This is a genomic window from Kitasatospora sp. NPDC089797, assembly GCF_040684795.1.
In the GTDB taxonomy this organism is placed as follows: Bacteria; Actinomycetota; Actinomycetes; order Streptomycetales; family Streptomycetaceae; genus Kitasatospora.
Window position 1 is genome coordinate 49,753 of sequence record NZ_JBFBGS010000040.1, and the last position, 15,901, is coordinate 65,653.

Annotated in this window: 15 protein-coding genes; 4 read left to right on the plus strand and 11 right to left on the minus strand. The window is 74.6% G+C overall.

The window, feature by feature from the left end:
* Positions 1 to 51 precede the first annotated feature (51 nt).
* Both AB0O91_RS28595 and AB0O91_RS28600 read left to right on the plus strand, forming a co-directional pair.
* Entirely contained in the window at positions 52 to 555 is a 504-nt protein-coding gene (locus tag AB0O91_RS28595; RefSeq protein ID WP_363438833.1) for a hypothetical protein, read from the plus strand.
* Complete coding sequence (locus tag AB0O91_RS28600; protein ID WP_363438836.1) at positions 552 to 5,204, plus strand: hypothetical protein; 4,653 nt, start codon at positions 552 to 554, stop codon at positions 5,202 to 5,204. The genes AB0O91_RS28595 and AB0O91_RS28600 overlap by 4 nt, the downstream gene beginning before the upstream one ends.
* Positions 5,205 to 5,262: 58 nt before the next feature.
* On the opposite strand, the gene AB0O91_RS28605 is transcribed toward AB0O91_RS28600, so the two are convergent.
* From AB0O91_RS28605 to AB0O91_RS28645, 9 genes are all read right to left on the minus strand, one after another.
* Entirely contained in the window at positions 5,263 to 6,756 is a 1,494-nt protein-coding gene (locus tag AB0O91_RS28605) for an NAD(P)/FAD-dependent oxidoreductase (protein WP_363438839.1), read from the minus strand.
* Positions 6,756 to 8,510, minus strand: coding sequence for an ABC transporter ATP-binding protein (locus AB0O91_RS28610; protein WP_363438842.1), 1,755 nt, complete (start codon positions 8,508 to 8,510; stop codon positions 6,756 to 6,758). The genes AB0O91_RS28605 and AB0O91_RS28610 overlap by 1 nt, the downstream gene beginning before the upstream one ends.
* Entirely contained in the window at positions 8,510 to 8,686 is a 177-nt protein-coding gene (locus AB0O91_RS28615; RefSeq protein WP_363438845.1) for a hypothetical protein, read from the minus strand. Before AB0O91_RS28615 ends, AB0O91_RS28610 begins: the two co-directional genes overlap by 1 nt.
* Before the next feature lie 19 nt (positions 8,687 to 8,705).
* A complete protein-coding gene (locus AB0O91_RS28620; protein WP_363438848.1) occupies positions 8,706 to 9,428 on the minus strand; it encodes a class I SAM-dependent methyltransferase in 723 nt (240 codons plus the stop codon).
* Complete coding sequence (locus AB0O91_RS28625; RefSeq protein WP_363438850.1) at positions 9,425 to 10,000, minus strand: hypothetical protein; 576 nt, start codon at positions 9,998 to 10,000, stop codon at positions 9,425 to 9,427. Before AB0O91_RS28625 ends, AB0O91_RS28620 begins: the two co-directional genes overlap by 4 nt.
* The gene (locus AB0O91_RS28630; RefSeq protein ID WP_363438853.1) at positions 9,997 to 11,022 is read right to left on the minus strand and encodes an alpha/beta hydrolase; all 1,026 of its coding nucleotides are present in this window, start codon (positions 11,020 to 11,022) and stop codon (positions 9,997 to 9,999) included. The genes AB0O91_RS28625 and AB0O91_RS28630 overlap by 4 nt, the downstream gene beginning before the upstream one ends.
* The gene (locus AB0O91_RS28635) at positions 11,019 to 11,858 is read right to left on the minus strand and encodes a hypothetical protein (RefSeq protein ID WP_363438856.1); all 840 of its coding nucleotides are present in this window, start codon (positions 11,856 to 11,858) and stop codon (positions 11,019 to 11,021) included. Before AB0O91_RS28635 ends, AB0O91_RS28630 begins: the two co-directional genes overlap by 4 nt.
* 76 nt (positions 11,859 to 11,934) lie before the next feature.
* On the minus strand, positions 11,935 to 12,114 hold the full coding sequence (locus tag AB0O91_RS28640) for a hypothetical protein (RefSeq protein WP_363438859.1): 180 nt from the start codon (positions 12,112 to 12,114) through the stop codon (positions 11,935 to 11,937).
* Between the two features lie 240 nt (positions 12,115 to 12,354).
* A complete protein-coding gene (locus tag AB0O91_RS28645) occupies positions 12,355 to 12,555 on the minus strand; it encodes a hypothetical protein (protein WP_363438863.1) in 201 nt (66 codons plus the stop codon).
* A 370-nt stretch (positions 12,556 to 12,925) separates the two neighbouring features.
* On the opposite strand from AB0O91_RS28645, the gene AB0O91_RS28650 reads away from it, so the two are divergent.
* Together AB0O91_RS28650 and AB0O91_RS28655 are read left to right on the plus strand one after the other, a co-directional pair.
* Positions 12,926 to 13,888: an ABC transporter ATP-binding protein gene (locus tag AB0O91_RS28650; protein WP_363438866.1), complete on the plus strand. Its 963-nt coding sequence runs from the start codon at positions 12,926 to 12,928 to the stop codon at positions 13,886 to 13,888.
* Position 13,889: 1 nt separating this feature from the next.
* A complete protein-coding gene (locus AB0O91_RS28655) occupies positions 13,890 to 14,654 on the plus strand; it encodes an ABC transporter permease (protein ID WP_363438869.1) in 765 nt (254 codons plus the stop codon).
* 158 nt (positions 14,655 to 14,812) lie between these two features.
* Here AB0O91_RS28655 and AB0O91_RS28660 read toward each other — a convergent pair whose 3' ends face one another.
* Entirely contained in the window at positions 14,813 to 14,992 is a 180-nt protein-coding gene (locus AB0O91_RS28660; protein ID WP_363438870.1) for a hypothetical protein, read from the minus strand.
* A 4-nt stretch (positions 14,993 to 14,996) separates the two neighbouring features.
* The gene (locus AB0O91_RS28665) at positions 14,997 to 15,842 is read right to left on the minus strand and encodes a hypothetical protein (protein WP_363438872.1); all 846 of its coding nucleotides are present in this window, start codon (positions 15,840 to 15,842) and stop codon (positions 14,997 to 14,999) included.
* Positions 15,843 to 15,901 lie beyond the last annotated feature (59 nt).

The following is a 15,901-nucleotide window of genomic DNA, read 5'->3' on the forward strand; positions in this document are numbered from 1 at the left end:
ACCTGACAAGATGTCAATGTCACCGAGGACGAGGGAAAACGGGGGAACACCATGGCCGACCTGATCAGCGTCACGGTCGAGGGCACCGACTCGGCCGACGACCTGCGTTCGCTGCGTCAGTGGCTCGTCGAGGACGACCGACTGCGCGGCCGGGTGCGGCTCGCCGAGGCGCCGCCGGCGCCGGGCACGCTGGGCGCCCTCCTGGACACCCTGACCGTGACCCTCGGACCGGGCGGGGTGGCCACCGCGGTGGCCAGCGTGCTGATCTCCTGGGTCCGCCGGCAGCGGGGCAACGTGTCGGTGAAGGTGACCCGGCCCGACGGGACCACGGCCGAGTTCAGCGCCACCCACGTCAGCGGGCTGGAGGCACCCGAAGTACGCCGGCTGGCGGCCGAGTTCTCCCGATCGCTCGACCAGGCCCCCGGCCCCGCCGCCGAGCCGGGCCGCACCCACGCCGCCGGGCCGACCGGTCCGCAGCCCTCCCCCGGGCCCGGCGCAGGAGCGGGCTCCGACGGCAGCCGGGGCGACCACGACGACGAGCAGGCGGCCCGGTGACCCCGGGCGCTCCCGGCGCCCGGACACCGGTCACCGCGCTCTCCTCGCCGGGATCGCGGGCCCTGCTGATCGGCACCGGACGGCACGCGCCCGGTTCGCGGCTGCCCGACGTACCCGCCGTGGCCGCCACCGTCCGCGAGGTCGGCCGGGTCCTGGTGGAGACCTGCGGCCTGCGGCCGGAGAACCTGCTCCCCCCGCTGATCGACCCGCGCGACCCGATCGAGTTCGGCAACGCCGTGGTGGCGGCGGCCCGGGCGGCCGAGGACGTCCTGCTGGTCCACTACGTGGGCCACGGACTGGTCAGCCCCGGCAACGAGTTGTACCTGGCCACCGCCGCCACCGACGACGTCGCCGAGGGGCTGGCGTTCAAGGCGCTCCCCTACCAGGCCCTGCGGGAGGCGTTCAGCAACTGCCGGGCCGGGTCGATCATCGTGGTGCTGGACTGCTGCTTCGCCGGGCGCGCCCGTGGCTCCTTCGGCACCGCGGCCAGCGACGGGTTCGCGCTCGCGGCGCTCGGCGGGACGTACCTGCTCGCCTCGGCCTCGCGCGACGAACAGGCGCTCAGCCTCCCGGACGAGCCCTACACCGCGTTCACCGGCGAACTCCTGCGCTACCTGCGGGACGGCGAACCGGGCGGACCGCCCGAGCTCACCCTGGAGGCCGGCTACCGCCACCTCCGCCGCACTCTCCCGCTGCTCGGACTGCCCGCGCCGGAGCGCCAACTCAGCGGCCGCGCCGGGGACCTGGTCCTGGCCGTCAACCCGACGGCGGCCCCGCCCCCGGCGGTCCTGCCCGGCGGCGCCCCGCCGGTCACCGGCCCGGTGGACGAGCCGGTCTGCCCCTATCCGGGGCTGGAGCCGTTCACGGCCGATGACGCCCGGTACTTCTTCGGCCGCGGCGAACTGACCGGCGAGGTGCTCGCCAAGCTCGCGGGCTGGTCGAGCACGGGCAGGCCGATCGCCCTGGTGGGGCTCTCCGGCGCGGGGAAGTCCTCGCTGCTGCGGGCCGGCCTGCTGCCCGCGGTCAAACGCGGCGAACTGCGCGTCCCCGGCGCCGGCACCTGGCCGCAACTGGTCCTCACCCCCGGCGAGCACCCGCTGGACGCCCTGGCCGGCCTGCTCGCGGAGCCGGCCGGCCTCCCCCGGGCCGACGTGCTGCGCGGCCTGCGCACCGACCCGGCCGGCGCGGCCGCACTGGTGCGCGGGGCCCTGCACCGCCTGGCCGGCGGCCGGGACGTCCCCGGGGGCCGGCTGCTCCTGGTGGTGGACCAGTTCGAGGAGTTGTTCACGGCCTGCCAGGACGAGGCGGAGCGGCGGGCGTTCGTCACCGCGCTGTGCGCCGCGGCGGGCCGGCCACCGGCCGGTCCGCCGGAGCCCGGTACGGCAGCTTCCGGTACGGCGGGGTCCGGTACGGCAGCCGTCCCCCCGGCGACCGTCCTGCTCGGCATCCGGGCGGACTTCTACGCGGCCTGCATGGCCTACCCCGAACTCGTCGACGCGCTGAAGGAACGCCAGGTCACGGTCGAGCCGATGACACCCGGACAACTGCGCCAGGCGATCGAGCGGCCCGCCGAACTCGCCGGCCTCACCCTGGAGCCGGGCCTCGCCGACACCCTCCTGCGCGACCTCCGGACCGGCGGCGACCTCGCCGGGAGCGAGTTCTCCGGGGGCACCCTGCCGCTGCTCGCGTACGCGCTCTGGCTCACCTGGGGCCACCGCTCCGGACGCACGCTGACCCTGGCCGGGTACAGCGCCACCGGCGGGATCTGGGAGGCCGTCACCCGGCACGCGGACCTCACCTACCAGGCGCTGGACCCCGAGGCCCGGGAGGCCGCCCGGCTGATGCTGCTCCGGATGGTCCGCATCGGCGAGTCCACCGAGGACACCCGGCGCCGCCTCGACCTCGCGGCGCTGCGCGCCGAACGCCCACCGGCCGAGGCCGCCGCGATCGCCACCGCCCGCGACGCACTCGCCCGGGCCCGCCTGATCACCCTGGACGGGGACACCGCCCAGATCACCCACGAGGCACTGCTGCGTGCCTGGCGGCGACTGCGCGGCTGGATCGACAGCGGCCGGGCCGACCTGCTGGTCCGACAGAAGCTGCTGGAGGCCGCGGAGGAGTGGCAGCGCTCCGGACGGGACGCCGGGGCGCTCTACCGGGGTGCCGCGCTCGAACTCGCCCGGCGCCTGGACGGCGGCCCGGCGGCCGGGAAACCGGTCGGCCCCCGGGAGCGGCGCGACCCCGCGCCGAACGGCGGAACCGCCCGTCTCACCGGGGAGTTCCTCGCCGCCAGTGTGCGCGCGGACCAGCGCCGACGGCGCATCCGCACGGGCATCACCGGGGCGCTGGCCCTCCTGTCGGTGATCGCACTGATCGCGGCCGGCCTCGCCTACCAGGGGCAGCAGAAGGCGCTCCAGCGCCAGCGCGAGGCCACCGCGCTCGCCCTGCTCAGCCAGGCGGACACCGCCCGCGGCAACTCCCCCCAGCTGGCCCTGCGGCTGGGCATCGCCGCCGACGCCCTGCACCACACCCCGCAGAGCACCGCCAACCTGCTCAGCACCCTGCTCACCCCGTACACGGGCACCCTGACCGGCCCGCGCGGCACGGTCGTCGGCCTCGTGTTCGCCCCCGGTGGCCGGCTCCTCGCCGCCGCCGACGAGGACGGCACCCTGACCCTGTGGAACACCGCCGACCCGGACCACCCCACCCGGCTCGGCGAGCCGCTGACCGTCAGCCCGAACGGGCTCTACGCGGTCGCGTTCAGCCCGGACGGGCACACCCTGGCCGTCGGCGGCGCGGACGGCCGCGTCCTGCTCTGGGACGTCGGCGCGCCGGACCGGCCCCGCTCGCTCGGCGCCCCGCTCACCGGCCCCAGCGGCGTCGCCTGCCTCGTCTTCGCCCCGGACGGACGCACCCTGGCCGCCGGTGGCGGCGACGGCGGCGTCTGGTTGTGGGACGTCGGCCGGCCGGACCAGCCGCAGTCCCTCGGCAAGCCGCTGACCGGGCACACCGGCCAGGTCGCCGCGCTGGTGTTCCGGCCGGACGGCCGGGTCCTGGCGGCCGGCGGGACGGACACCGCCGTCCTGCTCTGGGACGTGGGCGACCCGAAGGCCCCCCGGGCCCTCGGCGGACCGCTCACCGGCCGCAGCGACCAGGTCACCGCGCTCGGTTTCACCCCCGACGGGCACAGCCTGGCCGTCGGCGACGACTGGGGCCAGGTCCAGCTCTGGAACACCGAGGACCCGGCCGCGCCCCGCCCCCTGGGCCAACTCCCGGACCGGAACACCCCGGTGCGGGCGATGAGCGTGACCTCCCACACCATCGGCGTCGCCGAGAGCGACCACACCACCAGCACCTGGGACACCACCGACCCCGCGAACCCCCGGCAGATCGGCGGCACCACCCTGGGCCGGACCAACTGGTCGCTCGCGGCGGCCTTCAGCTCCCCGTCGGACCAGGGGGGCCGGATGAGGGCGGCGGACCAGGCGGACCCGCAGGGCCGCCAGGGCTCGGCGGGCCAACTGCTCGCGACCGGCAGCACCGACGGGACCGTGATCCTCTGGGCCGCCGAGGGAGCCGGCTCCCGGACCAAGCTGCTCAGCCGCCTCGGCGGCCACAGCGGCACGGTCGCCTCCCTCGCGGTCAGCCCGGACGGCCGCACCCTGGCCACCGGCGGCGCCGAGGGCTCCACCCTGCTCTGGGACCTCGGCGACCGGGAGAAGCCGGTCATGCTCTCCCCCGCCCTCACCGGGCAGTCGGCCTCGGTGGACGCCATGGCCTTCAGCCCGGACGGACACCTGCTGGCCACCGGGAGCCTCGACGCCACCGTGATCCTCTGGGACGTCACCGATCCCCGCCACCCCCGGCAGCTACGGCAGTTCACCGCCAACTCCGGCGGGGTCCAGGCCCTCGCCTTCGCCCGGACCGGCCACCTGCTCGGCACCGTCGGCGGCGACGGCGCCGCCCAGCTCTGGGACACCACCGACCCGGCCCAGCCCCGGCCGCTCGGCCGGCCGCTCACCGGCCACCGCAACACCGTCGCCGCCGTGGCCTTCACCCCCGACGGGCACACCATGGCCACCGGCGGCTGGGACGGGACGGTGATCCTCTGGAACACCGAGGACCCCGCCCACGCCCAGCAACTGCGCCAACTCGACGGCCACACCAACTGGGTGGTCGCGCTGGCCTTCAGCCCCGACGGCCACACCCTCGCCACCGGCAGCCTGGACGCCACCGTCATGCTCTGGGACACCAGCCGACCGGCCGAGACCCACCGCCTGGGCCAACCCCTGACCAGCCACACCAGCGGCGTCCGCACCGTGGCCTTCAGCCCCGACGGCCACACCCTCGCCTCCGGCAGCGCCGACCGCACGGTGATCCTCTGGGACGTGACCAACCCGGTCCAGCCCTACGACCTCGGCGGCACCAGCACCCGCACCGGCTCGATCACCGCCGTCGCGGTCACCCCGGACGGCAGGACCCTCCTCGCCGCCGCCGAGGACAGGATCGTCAACCTCAACGACCTCACCGCCCTCGACGACCTCCGCGCCCACGCCCACGCCCTCGCCTGCACCCGCGCCGCCGGCGGCCTCACCGCGCAGGACTGGTCCGCCTACGCGCCGGGCCTCCCCTACCGATCCACCTGCTGACTCCCCCGGCCCGGCCCCGGGGCCCGGCGGTGCCGCTCCCGTCGCCGTCACGGCCCGTTCACGCCGGGCTGCCGCCGGCGGCGGACGGGTGCCGCCCGATGGGGCCTCCGGCCTGCGGCCCGAGGTCGGGGAGGACGCGGATGCCGTGCTGGTGGCGCAGGGCCGAACGGGCCGCGAGGTAGCCGCACATGCCGTGGACGGCGGGGCCGGGCGGGGTCGCCGCCGAGCAGAGGTACACCCCGGGCAGCGGGGTGCGGTACGGGTCCCAGCGGGCCGTGGGGCGCAGCAGGGACTGCCTGACGGTCATCGCGCCCGCGCCGATGTCCCCGCCGACGTAGTTGGGGTTGTACCGCTCGTAGGCGGCGGCCGGCCGCCCCCGGGCCGCGAGCACGGTGTCCCGGAAGCCCGGCGCGTACTGCTCGATGTGGTCGAGGATCATCGGGACCGGGTCCCGGGTGTCCCCGTGGGGCACGTGCGCGTACGCCCAGACCGGGCGCTTGCCCCCGGCGGCGCGGGAGGGGTCGGTCACCGCCGGGTCGACGACCAGGGTGAACGGCACGCCGCCGGGGGCGCCGCCCGCGACGGTGGTCTCCTGCCGGGTGATCGCGTCGTGGGTGCCGCCGAGGTGGACGGTGCCCGCCCGGCCCATCAGGGGGTTGCGCCAGGGGATGGGGCCGGAGACGAGGAAGTCCGCCTTGGCCGCGCCGGGCCCGTACCGCAGGTTCTCCAGGCCCCTGCGGTAGCGGGACGGCAGCCGGCCGCCCGCGACGGCGAGGAACTCCTTGGCCCCGAGGTCGAGCATCACCAGGGGGAAGCGGTCGAGTTCGGCGAGGTCGCGGATGCGGTGGCCGGTGTGGAAGACGCCTCCGTGGGCCGTGATGTCGGCGGCCAGGGCGTCGGCGATCCGGCCGCTGCCGCCCTCCGGCAGGGGCCAGCCCGTGGCGTGCGCGGCGTGCCCGAGCAGCAGCCCGACCGCCGCCGAGGCGAGGGTCGGCAGCCGGCCGACGGCGTGCGCGGCCACCCCGGTGAACAGGGCCGCGGCCTCCTGGGTCGCGAACGGGCTGCGGGGCAGGGCGTGGGCCAGCACCCGGGGCCCGAGCAGCAGCGGCACCGCCGGGTCCCCGGGCGGGGTCCGCAGGTCGGACAGCAGCAGGTCGACCACCCCTCGGGACCGGGCGACCAGCGGCGCCATCAGCCGGGTCCACCGCTTCCGGTCCGGCCCCAGCTGCTCGGCGGTGCGGCTGAGGCTGCGCCACGCGGCCGCGCCCCGGCCGTCGGGCAGCGGGTGGGCGTACGGGATGTCGGGCTGCAGCAGGCGCACGCCCCTGGCCGGCAGGTCGAAGCGGCGGAAGAACGGGGACGCGACGGCCATCGGGTGGACGGCCGCGCACACGTCGTGTTCGACCTCGCTGTCGAAGAGCGACTCGGTGCGCAGGCCGCCGCCGACGGTGTCGGCCATCTCGAACAGCGTGACCCGCAGTCCGGCCCGGGCCAGGGTCACGGCGGCGGCCAGGCCGTTGGGTCCGGTGCCGACGACCGCGGCGTCGCTCATCAGCCGGCTCCCACGGGGCTGAGCTGGCGGTCGGCGAGCCGCCGGTAGGTCACGTCGCCGGCCATCAGCTCGGTGTGGGTGCCGCGGGCCCGCAGCCGGCCGCCCTCGATGACGAGGATGTGGTCGGCGCCGGCGCTCGTGGACAGCCGGTGGGCGATCGTCAGCACCTGGCACCGGGTGCCGATCTCCTTCAGCGCCTCGCGCAGGGCGGTCTCGGCGTCGGAGTCGAGGTTCGACGTCGCCTCGTCCAGGAGCAGCAGGTCGGGTTCGGTGAGCAGCGCCCGGGCGATGGCGAGCCGTTGGCGCTGGCCGCCGGACAGTCCCGTGCCGCCTTCGCCGAGTTCGGTCTCCAGGCCGTCCGGGAGGGCGTCGACGACGCCGGTGAGGTGGGCCGCGGCGAGCGCGTCGGCCAGCTGCCGTTCGGTGGCGTCGGGGCGGGCGTAGGTGAGGTTGTCCCGGATCGTGCCGCGCATCAGGGGCGCCTCCTGCTCGACGAGGCCGATGCGGGACCGGAGGTCGCCCAGGGCCAGTGCGGCGGTGTCCTGTCCCGCCAGGCGGATCGTGCCGCCGGTGGGGGTGTGGAAGCGTTCGATGAGGTGGAACAGCGTGGTCTTGCCGGCTCCTGACGGTCCGACGATCGCGGTGACCCCGGTGGCGGGCAGCTCGAAGGAGATCCCGCGCACGACGGGGGCCGCCGGGTCGTACCCGAACGTGACGTCCTCGAAGGCGATCGCCGTGCCCGGGCCGGTGGTGGCCCCGGCCGTGGCCGGGCCGGTGGTGACCCGGGCCGTGGCCGACCGCTCCCGGGGTCCGGGCTCGGGTTCCTGCTCGATGGCCGCGAGTTCGGTGACCCGGCTGATCGCCGCGCGGCCCTGCTGGAGCTCGCCGAGGGCCATGAAGAACATCACGAGCGGGGAGACCAGGTAGAAGAGGTACATGATGAACGCGGTCAGGTCCGCGGCCGACAGGCTGCCGGTGGCCGTGCGGGCCATCCCCCAGGCGATCACCACGGCCAGGGAGACCTGGGTGCCGACGTTCATGGCCGGCATGAGCAGGGCGGACAGCCGGGTCACCCGGATCCCGCTGAGCCGCGCGGTGTCGGCCAGCCCGCGCAGCCGCTCGGCCTCCCGGCCCTCGGCCCGGGAGGCCTTGACCGTGGTGAGGGCGCCGAGCGCGCGCAGCAGAGCGGATCCGTAGGCGCTGGTGTCCTCGCGGTTGGCGACCGCCGCCGCGCGCAGCGACCGTGCGACGAGCAGGGCCAGCGCGGAGGCCGTGCCCAGGCAGAGCACCGTGGCGAGCAGCAACTGCCAGTCGATCCAGGCCATCACCACGATGCACCCGAGGGTGGTGAACCCGGCGGTGACGAGTTGCGCCACGGACGAGGAGAGGGCGACCCGGGCCAGCGAGGTGTCGGCGACGTTGCGGGTGAACACGTCGCCGTGCTCCAGCCGGTCGAAGGCCCTCAGCTGCGAGTGCAGCAGCCTGCCGGTGAGGGTGGTGCGCAGGTCGAGGACGATGTTCTCGCCGGCCCGGCCGATCAGGTAGAAGTGGCCGGCCGCCAGCAGGGCGTCCGCCGCGAAGAGCGCTCCGGCCCACAGGATCGGCCCGCTCAGGCTCTCCCCGCCGGCCACCGCGCCGATCAACTCGCCGATCAGCAGCGGCTGGAGGAGGGTCGCCGCGGTGCCCGCCAGGCCCAGCAGGACGCCCAGGCCGAGCAGCAGCCGGTGCCGCCGGACGAGGGTGGCGATGTCCACTACTTGCCCTTGCCCAGCACGATCGCCACGACGGCCGCGATCGATCCGGAGAACAGCAGGACCTTCGCCCAGTCCGCCGGTTCCAGTCCGTTCTCGGAGCGGAACAGGAGGACCATCGCGGGGACGGCGAAGACGAAGGCGGCGGCGAACCAGGCCACTCGATTTGCGGTCAGCATCAGTGCTTGCCTTTCTCGGTCAGCTGGTGAGGTGAGCGGTGTACCAGTCGTAGGGGTCCGTGCCCCCACCCGGTCGGATGCCGTCGACGACGAACCCGGCGGCCGCCAGACACCTGCTCACCTCCGTACGGTCGATCAGCAGGACCCGTTCGGTGAACTCGACGCAGGTGCCGTCCGGCTCGACCACCCGGCTGTCCATGGTGAGCAGGTCGGCCGCGTCGAGCGCGACGGTGAACGTGGTGGTCGAGCCGCGGTGGTTGACCGTGGGGACGGTGAAGGTGCCCTGCTCGGCCAGCGGCCGGTACGCCTCCGCGGCGTAGTACTCCAGGCAGAGGCGGGCGCCCGGTACCAGGACCGCACGGATGTGGGTGAGGGCGGCGGTCAGTTCCTCGCGCGTGCGGACGCAGGCGAGGGACCCCATGGTCGAGTAGGCCGTGTCGAACTGCTCGGTGAGGGGCAGCGGCCGGCCGAAGTCGGCCTCCACCAGCGAGACGTTCGCCGGCGGCGCCTTGCGGCGGAACTCGTCGAGCATCGGTCGTGAGTTGTCCAGGCCGACCAGTCGGGCCGCCAGGGCCGAGACCGGCAGGGCGACCCGGCCGGTCCCCACGCCGATCTCCAGCACCCGGGCGCCGGTGACGTACGGCCGCAGCCGCTCGACGGTCTGCCCGACGGGGACGGCGGAGCCGATCAGGGAGTCGTAGACCGAGGCCACGGCCGTCCCGTACTGCGGCGGCGCGTTCACCCGGCCACCTCCTCGTAGTCGAGGACCATGTCGTAGACCGGGTCCTCGCTGTGGTCGTGGCCGGAGTAGCGGACCAGCATCACCTGGAACAGCGGGAAGTCCGGCTCGCCGACGATCCTGCTGCGCACGAACTCGTTGACCAGCCGGTACGCGGACTGCTTGGCGTCGGTGTGGAGCGGGGTCATCGCGCCCTGGTTGTGGAGCAGGGTCGAGGCCACGTCGAAGATCGCCTTCTCCATGCGCCGGCCCGGGAACCAGAAGGCGTGCACCAGCCGGCGCGGCGTGACGGTGTAGACCTCGCGCCACGGCGTGTGCCGGGTGCGGTCCGCGCTGGCCAGCCGGTAGACGAGGTGCTGGTCCTGCACGGCCGGATTCGGCGCGAAGAAGCGCCAGTTGGGGATCAGGATCCCGGCGCCGGTCCGGTCCAGGGTGCGGACCTTGTCGTAGCTGCGGTCGGGGTGCTGGCCCAGGACGGAGGCCACGAACCAGCCGGCCAGCACGACCGGGACGGCGTGACCGGCCACCGTGGACGCCCGGGCCGCACAACTCCTCAGCACGGACGGGCCGTTCATGCTTCCTCCAGTTCTCGTCCACCGCGCCCCGGGGCGGACTGCGGGTTCCGGCGCACCGCCCCGGCGACGGCCTCGGCGAGGAAGCCGCCGGTGAACGGCGCGCACTCGGGCCCACAGGTGATCGACAGGTGGCTGCTGCCCGGGGCGGTGACGAGTTCACCGCCGGTGCCCGAGGCGAGGAACTCCTCGTAGAGCGCGGCGTGTTCGGGGGTGTCCCGCAGGGTCGACTCGGCCGCGAGGACGGAGACCGGAACGCCCAGCCGGTCCAGCGGCCGGCCTCCCGCGTCGAGCATGTGGGCGTAGGAGTAGCCCCACTCCCGTCGGGCCGCCCGCCAGGTGGTGGGGGCCGAGCTCTCCAGCCGCAGGGTGCGGCGGTGGGGACTGCCCTCGGCGAAGGCGAACAGGCCGTCCTTGTCGATGAGCAGCCCCGCCCCGAAGAAGGCGGACCACGGTCCGAGCTTCATCGTCATGTCGATCCCCTGGGAACCGGCGCGCTGCTTGGCGGAGTTCATCAGTTCGGCCGGGTGGGTCGGGTCGACCAGCACGACGGCGTCGACCCGGTCGCAGACCGCGGCGGCCCGGTGGGCGAGCAGGCCCCCGAGGGAGTGCCCGGCGAGGACGCACGGCCCGGAGTCGGTGACCGTACCGCCGACGACCTCGGCCAGGTCCTGCACGGACTCGTGGAGGGAGTACTGCTCGGGGCAGCGGCGCAGGGAACTCCGGTACCCGGCCCGGTCGTACAGCACGAGCGACAGGCCGGGATCGAGGTGGTCGGCCACCAGCAGCCAGGCGGCGGAGGTGTTCATCAGTCCGGCCTCGCACACGAGCGTGCCGCGCCCCGGGGTGCCGGGGCGCAGGTGGACGGTGAGGAGGTTGCCGCTGGAGCACCGCACCGTTCGGCGTTCGAAGCCCTGGTGGCCGGCCCGGGTGGCGACGGTGGCGTAGACCTGGTGGGCGAGGCCCGCGGCCAGGCACGCGCCGAGCCCGGCCATGACGAGGCGGGGGAAGGTCGGGGCGCTCATCCGGCCTCCCCCGTTCCCCGGGCGAGCGCCCGCACCGACGGGTACGTGGCGAGGAACGCCCAGGCGAAGCGGGACAGGCCCATGAACCGGGCGTTGGCCAGGTGGAACGCCCCCATCGCCAGCAGGCCGGCGTCCAGGTGGCGTCCGCGCCCCAGCAACAGCAGCGGGAAGGAGCACTCCAGGGCCAGCACGGCGTGGCACAGCGCCCGGGAGGCCTCGGGGCGCCGTTCGAGCTGCTGGTAGAGCCACTTGTCGCCGTAGGTCTCGGTGCGGATGATCTTGACGAGTGCGTCACCGGAACGCCAGGTCTCGCCGGGCAGTTTGGCCCAGCCCGAGGCGCCGTAGGCCAGTACGGTCTGGGCGCCGATGAACTGGACGGCCGCCTTGCGGGAGGCGTCGGTCCCGCCGGCCCGCCCCAGCGCGGCGGCCGTCTGCACCAGGAACGAGACCTGGTCGGAGCCGTCGGTGCCGAACAGGTGCCGGGGGTAGACCAGGATCTGGGTGCCGGCCAGGTAGGCGTCGGCGGCCATCCGGACCCTGTTGTGCCGCACGGGCGACACCAGGACGGCGGCGGCCAGGGCGCGGGAGCAGTGCAGCGCCTGGGTGACGGGCTCCCGGGCGACGAAGTCCTTGACGGCCTGCAGCGGCTTCGACTTGGCGGGCACCTGGGCCCGGGTGTGGGTCCAGTCGTTGAGACCGCCGCGTCGGCGGTCGGTCCCGCGCACCATGTACTCGACGCTGGAGAGCAGGTGGGTGACGGCGGACAGGCGCTCGGCCGTGCTCAGCGGGTTCGCACACGCCGACCGGGTCAGTCTGCGCAGTTGTGACAGCATCATGTCCTTCTGATCGCGCGGCTGTTGACCTTGCGGCGGGGGCGACCTCCCACAGGGCGTCGCCCCCGCCGGTCGGCCACTACTTCTTGGCCGAGGCCACGGCCGCGCCGACACCGGCGGCGGCGACCAGCGCGCCGCTCACCTTGGCGCCCGCCACCACACCCGCCACGAACGCTGCCGGGGTGGCCAGGACGGGCGCGTACGCGCCGCCGGTCGCCGGGATCTCAGTTGCGTTGATCTTGTCGATGAGGACCGACATGACGTGATTCCTCCACTGATCTGGTATATCGGGGAGGGCACGGTGTCGGCAGACACTTCCATTGTCTGCCGACACCGCGTCCACAGGTGGCCGGAGCGGCCCAGGCCCGGGCCCGGCGTCGAGACCCGCACGGGCCCCGCGCCTTTCGCGCTTCCGGACTCTCCGCGCTTCCGGACTTCCGAACCGTCCGCGCTTTCCGTGCTTCCGTGCTTCCGTACGTCCGCGCTGTCGGCGGGGCGGTCAGCCGCCCGCGGTCTTGTAGGCGGCGTACGCCGCGCCGGCGACGGCACCCGCACCGACGACGGCGCCCGCGGCCTTGGCGATGACCGGCGTGGCGAAGATGGCCGGCGTGGCCATCACCGGTGCGACGCCCCCCGCGGCCGAACCGGGCCGGAGCGCCCCGGTCAACGACGGGTCGGAATTCATCTTCTGCAAGAACATTGCTGGTTCCTTTCCCATGGAAATGGTCCTGAAGGAATCTACGACGGCCTGCAACAGGCCTCAGCAAACCGCGCCGTCCGCCCGGCCCGGAAAAGGCCGGGGGCGGGAACCGCCGCGCAGGAACGGGGAAAGCAGCCCCGAAGGGAAATGATCGACCCACCCCGTTGACACGGCATCCGCCCGCCTCGATCACCGAACGCGGCTCGCCGTGTGGTCCTTGACGCTAGTCAGCCAAATGATACGACGTCAAACTAAATCCATGTGACCTGCGCCACATTTTACCACTGCATTACCAAGGGTTGGCAAACCCAAGAAGAGGCAATAGTTTCGACGGGTACGCCGCCGGAGGCCGATCCAGAGGAGGGGACCGATGACCCGGGACGACCCGGAGGACTGCATTCGGGTCCAGGACGTGTGGCGCCGCTACGGGCAGGGGAAGCGGGCGTTCGACGCCGTGCGGGGCGTCAGCTTCACCGTGCGGCGCGGCGAGCTGTTCGCCCTGCTCGGCACGAACGGCGCGGGCAAGACCTCGACGGTCGAACTGCTCGAAGGACTCGCCCGCCCGCACCGGGGGGCCATCCGGCTGTTCGGCGGCCTGGACCCGGTCGCCGACCGCTCCGCCATCCGTCCGCGGACCGGGGCCATGCTGCAACAGGGCGGCTTCATCTCCCACCTGACCGTGGCCGAGACCGTCGGCATGTGGGCCGACCTCACCGCCGGCTCCCGCGCCGCCACCGAAGCCATGGAGCTGACCGGACTGAGCCGTCGCGCGGACGTCCTGGTGCAGAACCTCTCCGGCGGCGAGCGCCGCCGGCTGGACCTGGCCGTCGCCACCCTCGCCCAGCCGGACCTGCTGTTCCTCGACGAACCGACCACCGGCATGGACGCGGAGGGCCGGCAGGCCACCTGGCGTCTGATCCGGCAGTTGCGGGAGCGGGGATCCACCGTCGTGCTCACCACCCACCACCTGGACGAGGCCGAGACCCTCGCCGACCGGCTCGCGATCATGCACCGGGGCCGCATCGCCACCGCGGGCACCGTCGGGCAGATCGTCGCCGACCACCCGGCGACCCTCTCCTTCGGCCTGCCGGCCGGGCTGCGGGAGGAGCTTCCGCCCGGCCTGTCCCCCGCCGCGCCGCCCGGGACGGCGGACGGCAGGATCACCCTCGCCACCGGACACCTGCAACGGGACGCCACCCGGCTGCTGACCTGGGCCGAGGCCCGCGGGGTGACCCTGGAGCGCTTCACCGCGCGGCCGGCCTCCCTCGAGGAGGCCTTCATCCGCATCGCCGCCGCCCACGGGAACGATGACGACGACCAGGAGCTGACCTGACGTGAAGAGCGTCGACCTCGCGCACATGAAGACCCTCTTCCGCATCGAGTGGAAGCTGTTCCGGCGCATCAAGGGGAACTACGTCTTCGTCGTGTTCGCGCCGCTCATGATCATCGTCGCGATGCGGTTCGTCCACGATCAGCTCGACCTCGCCGCCCACGGCCTGAACGCCGCGCCCGTGATGGCGGCGACGGCCACCGGCATCCTGCTGATCTTCTCCCTCTACTCGTCCGTCACCGGCCTGTACGTGGCCCGCCGGGAGGAACTCGTCCTCAAGCGGCTCAGGACCGGGCAGGTCTCCGACCTCGCCATCCTGACCGGCGGCGCCTCCATGTACGTGGTCGTCACCATCGCCCAGATCGCCGCCGTGGCGGCCGCCGTGTCGGTCATGTCCGGCACCGGCGTCCGACAGCCGCTCACCGCGCTCGCGGGCCTGCTCACCGGCTGCGCCCTGATGGCCGCCATGGCGGCGACCACCGCCGCGCTCTGCCGCACCGCCGAGTCCGTGATGGTGGCCACCCTCCCCGCCCTGTTCGTGCTGCCGATGGTCTCCGGCGTCTACCTGCCGCGCGAGGTGCTGCCCGCCCCGCTCGGCGACCTCCTCCTCTTCGCCCCGCTGTCGGCCACCGTCGACCTCGTCCGGTCCGGATGGTCCGGCGAACTGACCGCCCTCGACACCCTCGCCCGGATCGCCCTCTCCCTGGCCTGGACCGCCGTCTTCGCCTGGATCGCGGCCCGCCGCTTCCGCTGGGAACCCCGCACCTGAGCCGCTCCCCCGTGACCGTTCCGGCCCGGTGGAACCGGCGCGCCCTCCGCCGGCCGGGCCGACGACCACCGGCGACGACCACCGGCGACGCCCGCTGCCCCGCGGTGCCGACCGCGGGGCAGCGGGCGACGAGGCGCCGGCAGTTCACCTGTACCGACTCACCTCCGCCGCTTCGCCCCCTGGAGCACCCACAGCGTGATGCCGACGAGCAGGCCGACTCCGACGGCCATGGCCAAGGCCAGGACAGGATCGGAGGTGCAGGTGGAGAGGAACCCTGCGACCACGCCGCCAACGGCCACGCCGGCGAATGCCTGAATGGTCTCCCTGCGGTCCTTCACGGCGTCAGCAGCTGACCAGGCCGCCGGCCATGCCGCTCAGCCCGCCGACGAACGCCCCGGGCCCGGCCCCGATGCCACCGACGAAGGCGCCGCCCACCATCCCGGTCGCCATCCCGGCCATGCCCTCCTTGGAGACGCACGTGGCGTAGTCGGGCAGCTTCCAGGACAGCGGGTTGTACCAGGGGTCCGCGGTGACGGGGAAGGCGGTGCCCGGGCCGACGTCGACGGTCTGGACGAGCGTGTCGCCCTCGACGCGGTATCTGGTGGGTACGGTCCGGCCGTCGGCATCCTCGGCCCAGGGGGCCGCGAATCCGCCGAGGACCGTCCTGCCGTCGGCTGCGACGGCGGCCACCGCGCCTCCGTCGAGCGGCACCAGGCGCGCACCCTCGGGCAGGCCGATGCCGTAGCGGTACTCGCGGGGGGCGGTGGCGTCCTTGAGGACGGTGAGCGCGCGGATGCCGCCGCCGTCAGTGGCCTGGACGGCCAGGTCGGTGGCCGGGGCGGCACCGACGTACACGGTGGTGCCCCGGCCGGCCCGGACGCCCGGCACGTCCCGGGTGTCCGGGAGGTCGATGGACACCGTGACGCCGGTGGAGCCGACCGCGGTCGCGGGCCGGCCCGAGCTCTCCGGCACCCCGGCCAGGCCGACGGCAGCGGGGGCCAGCGCCGCGGTGCCGGTGGCCCGTTCGACGACCGCCGCCACCGCGGCCGCCGTGGAGTCCGCCGGAGCGGGGACGGTCGGTGCCGGCCCGGTCGGTCCGGCGGCGGCCGCCGCCCGCGCGGGCAGCGCGAGGACGGACAGCGCTGCGACACCGGCGAGGACGACCGGCAGGCGGTGGCGACGTATCACAGGGGCTCCTTCGGGGATCCGGATCTTGCGAGGCCTGCGAGTCTGTCCGGCCCGGCGGT

What these genes read in the sequence shown, in the direction of transcription:
- AB0O91_RS28595 (WP_363438833.1), top strand. Translation starts at nt 52, where the DNA reads ATGGCCGACCTGATCAGCGTCACGGTCGAGGGCACCGACTCGGCCGAC.
- AB0O91_RS28605 (WP_363438839.1), bottom strand. Translation starts at nt 6,756, where the DNA reads ATGAGCGACGCCGCGGTCGTCGGCACCGGACCCAACGGCCTGGCCGCC.
- AB0O91_RS28615 (WP_363438845.1), bottom strand. Translation starts at nt 8,686, where the DNA reads ATGCTGACCGCAAATCGAGTGGCCTGGTTCGCCGCCGCCTTCGTCTTC.
- AB0O91_RS28625 (WP_363438850.1), bottom strand. Translation starts at nt 10,000, where the DNA reads ATGAACGGCCCGTCCGTGCTGAGGAGTTGTGCGGCCCGGGCGTCCACG.
- AB0O91_RS28630 (WP_363438853.1), bottom strand. Translation starts at nt 11,022, where the DNA reads ATGAGCGCCCCGACCTTCCCCCGCCTCGTCATGGCCGGGCTCGGCGCG.
- AB0O91_RS28635 (WP_363438856.1), bottom strand. Translation starts at nt 11,858, where the DNA reads ATGATGCTGTCACAACTGCGCAGACTGACCCGGTCGGCGTGTGCGAAC.
- AB0O91_RS28640 (WP_363438859.1), bottom strand. Translation starts at nt 12,114, where the DNA reads ATGTCGGTCCTCATCGACAAGATCAACGCAACTGAGATCCCGGCGACC.
- AB0O91_RS28645 (WP_363438863.1), bottom strand. Translation starts at nt 12,555, where the DNA reads ATGTTCTTGCAGAAGATGAATTCCGACCCGTCGTTGACCGGGGCGCTC.
- AB0O91_RS28650 (WP_363438866.1), top strand. Translation starts at nt 12,926, where the DNA reads ATGACCCGGGACGACCCGGAGGACTGCATTCGGGTCCAGGACGTGTGG.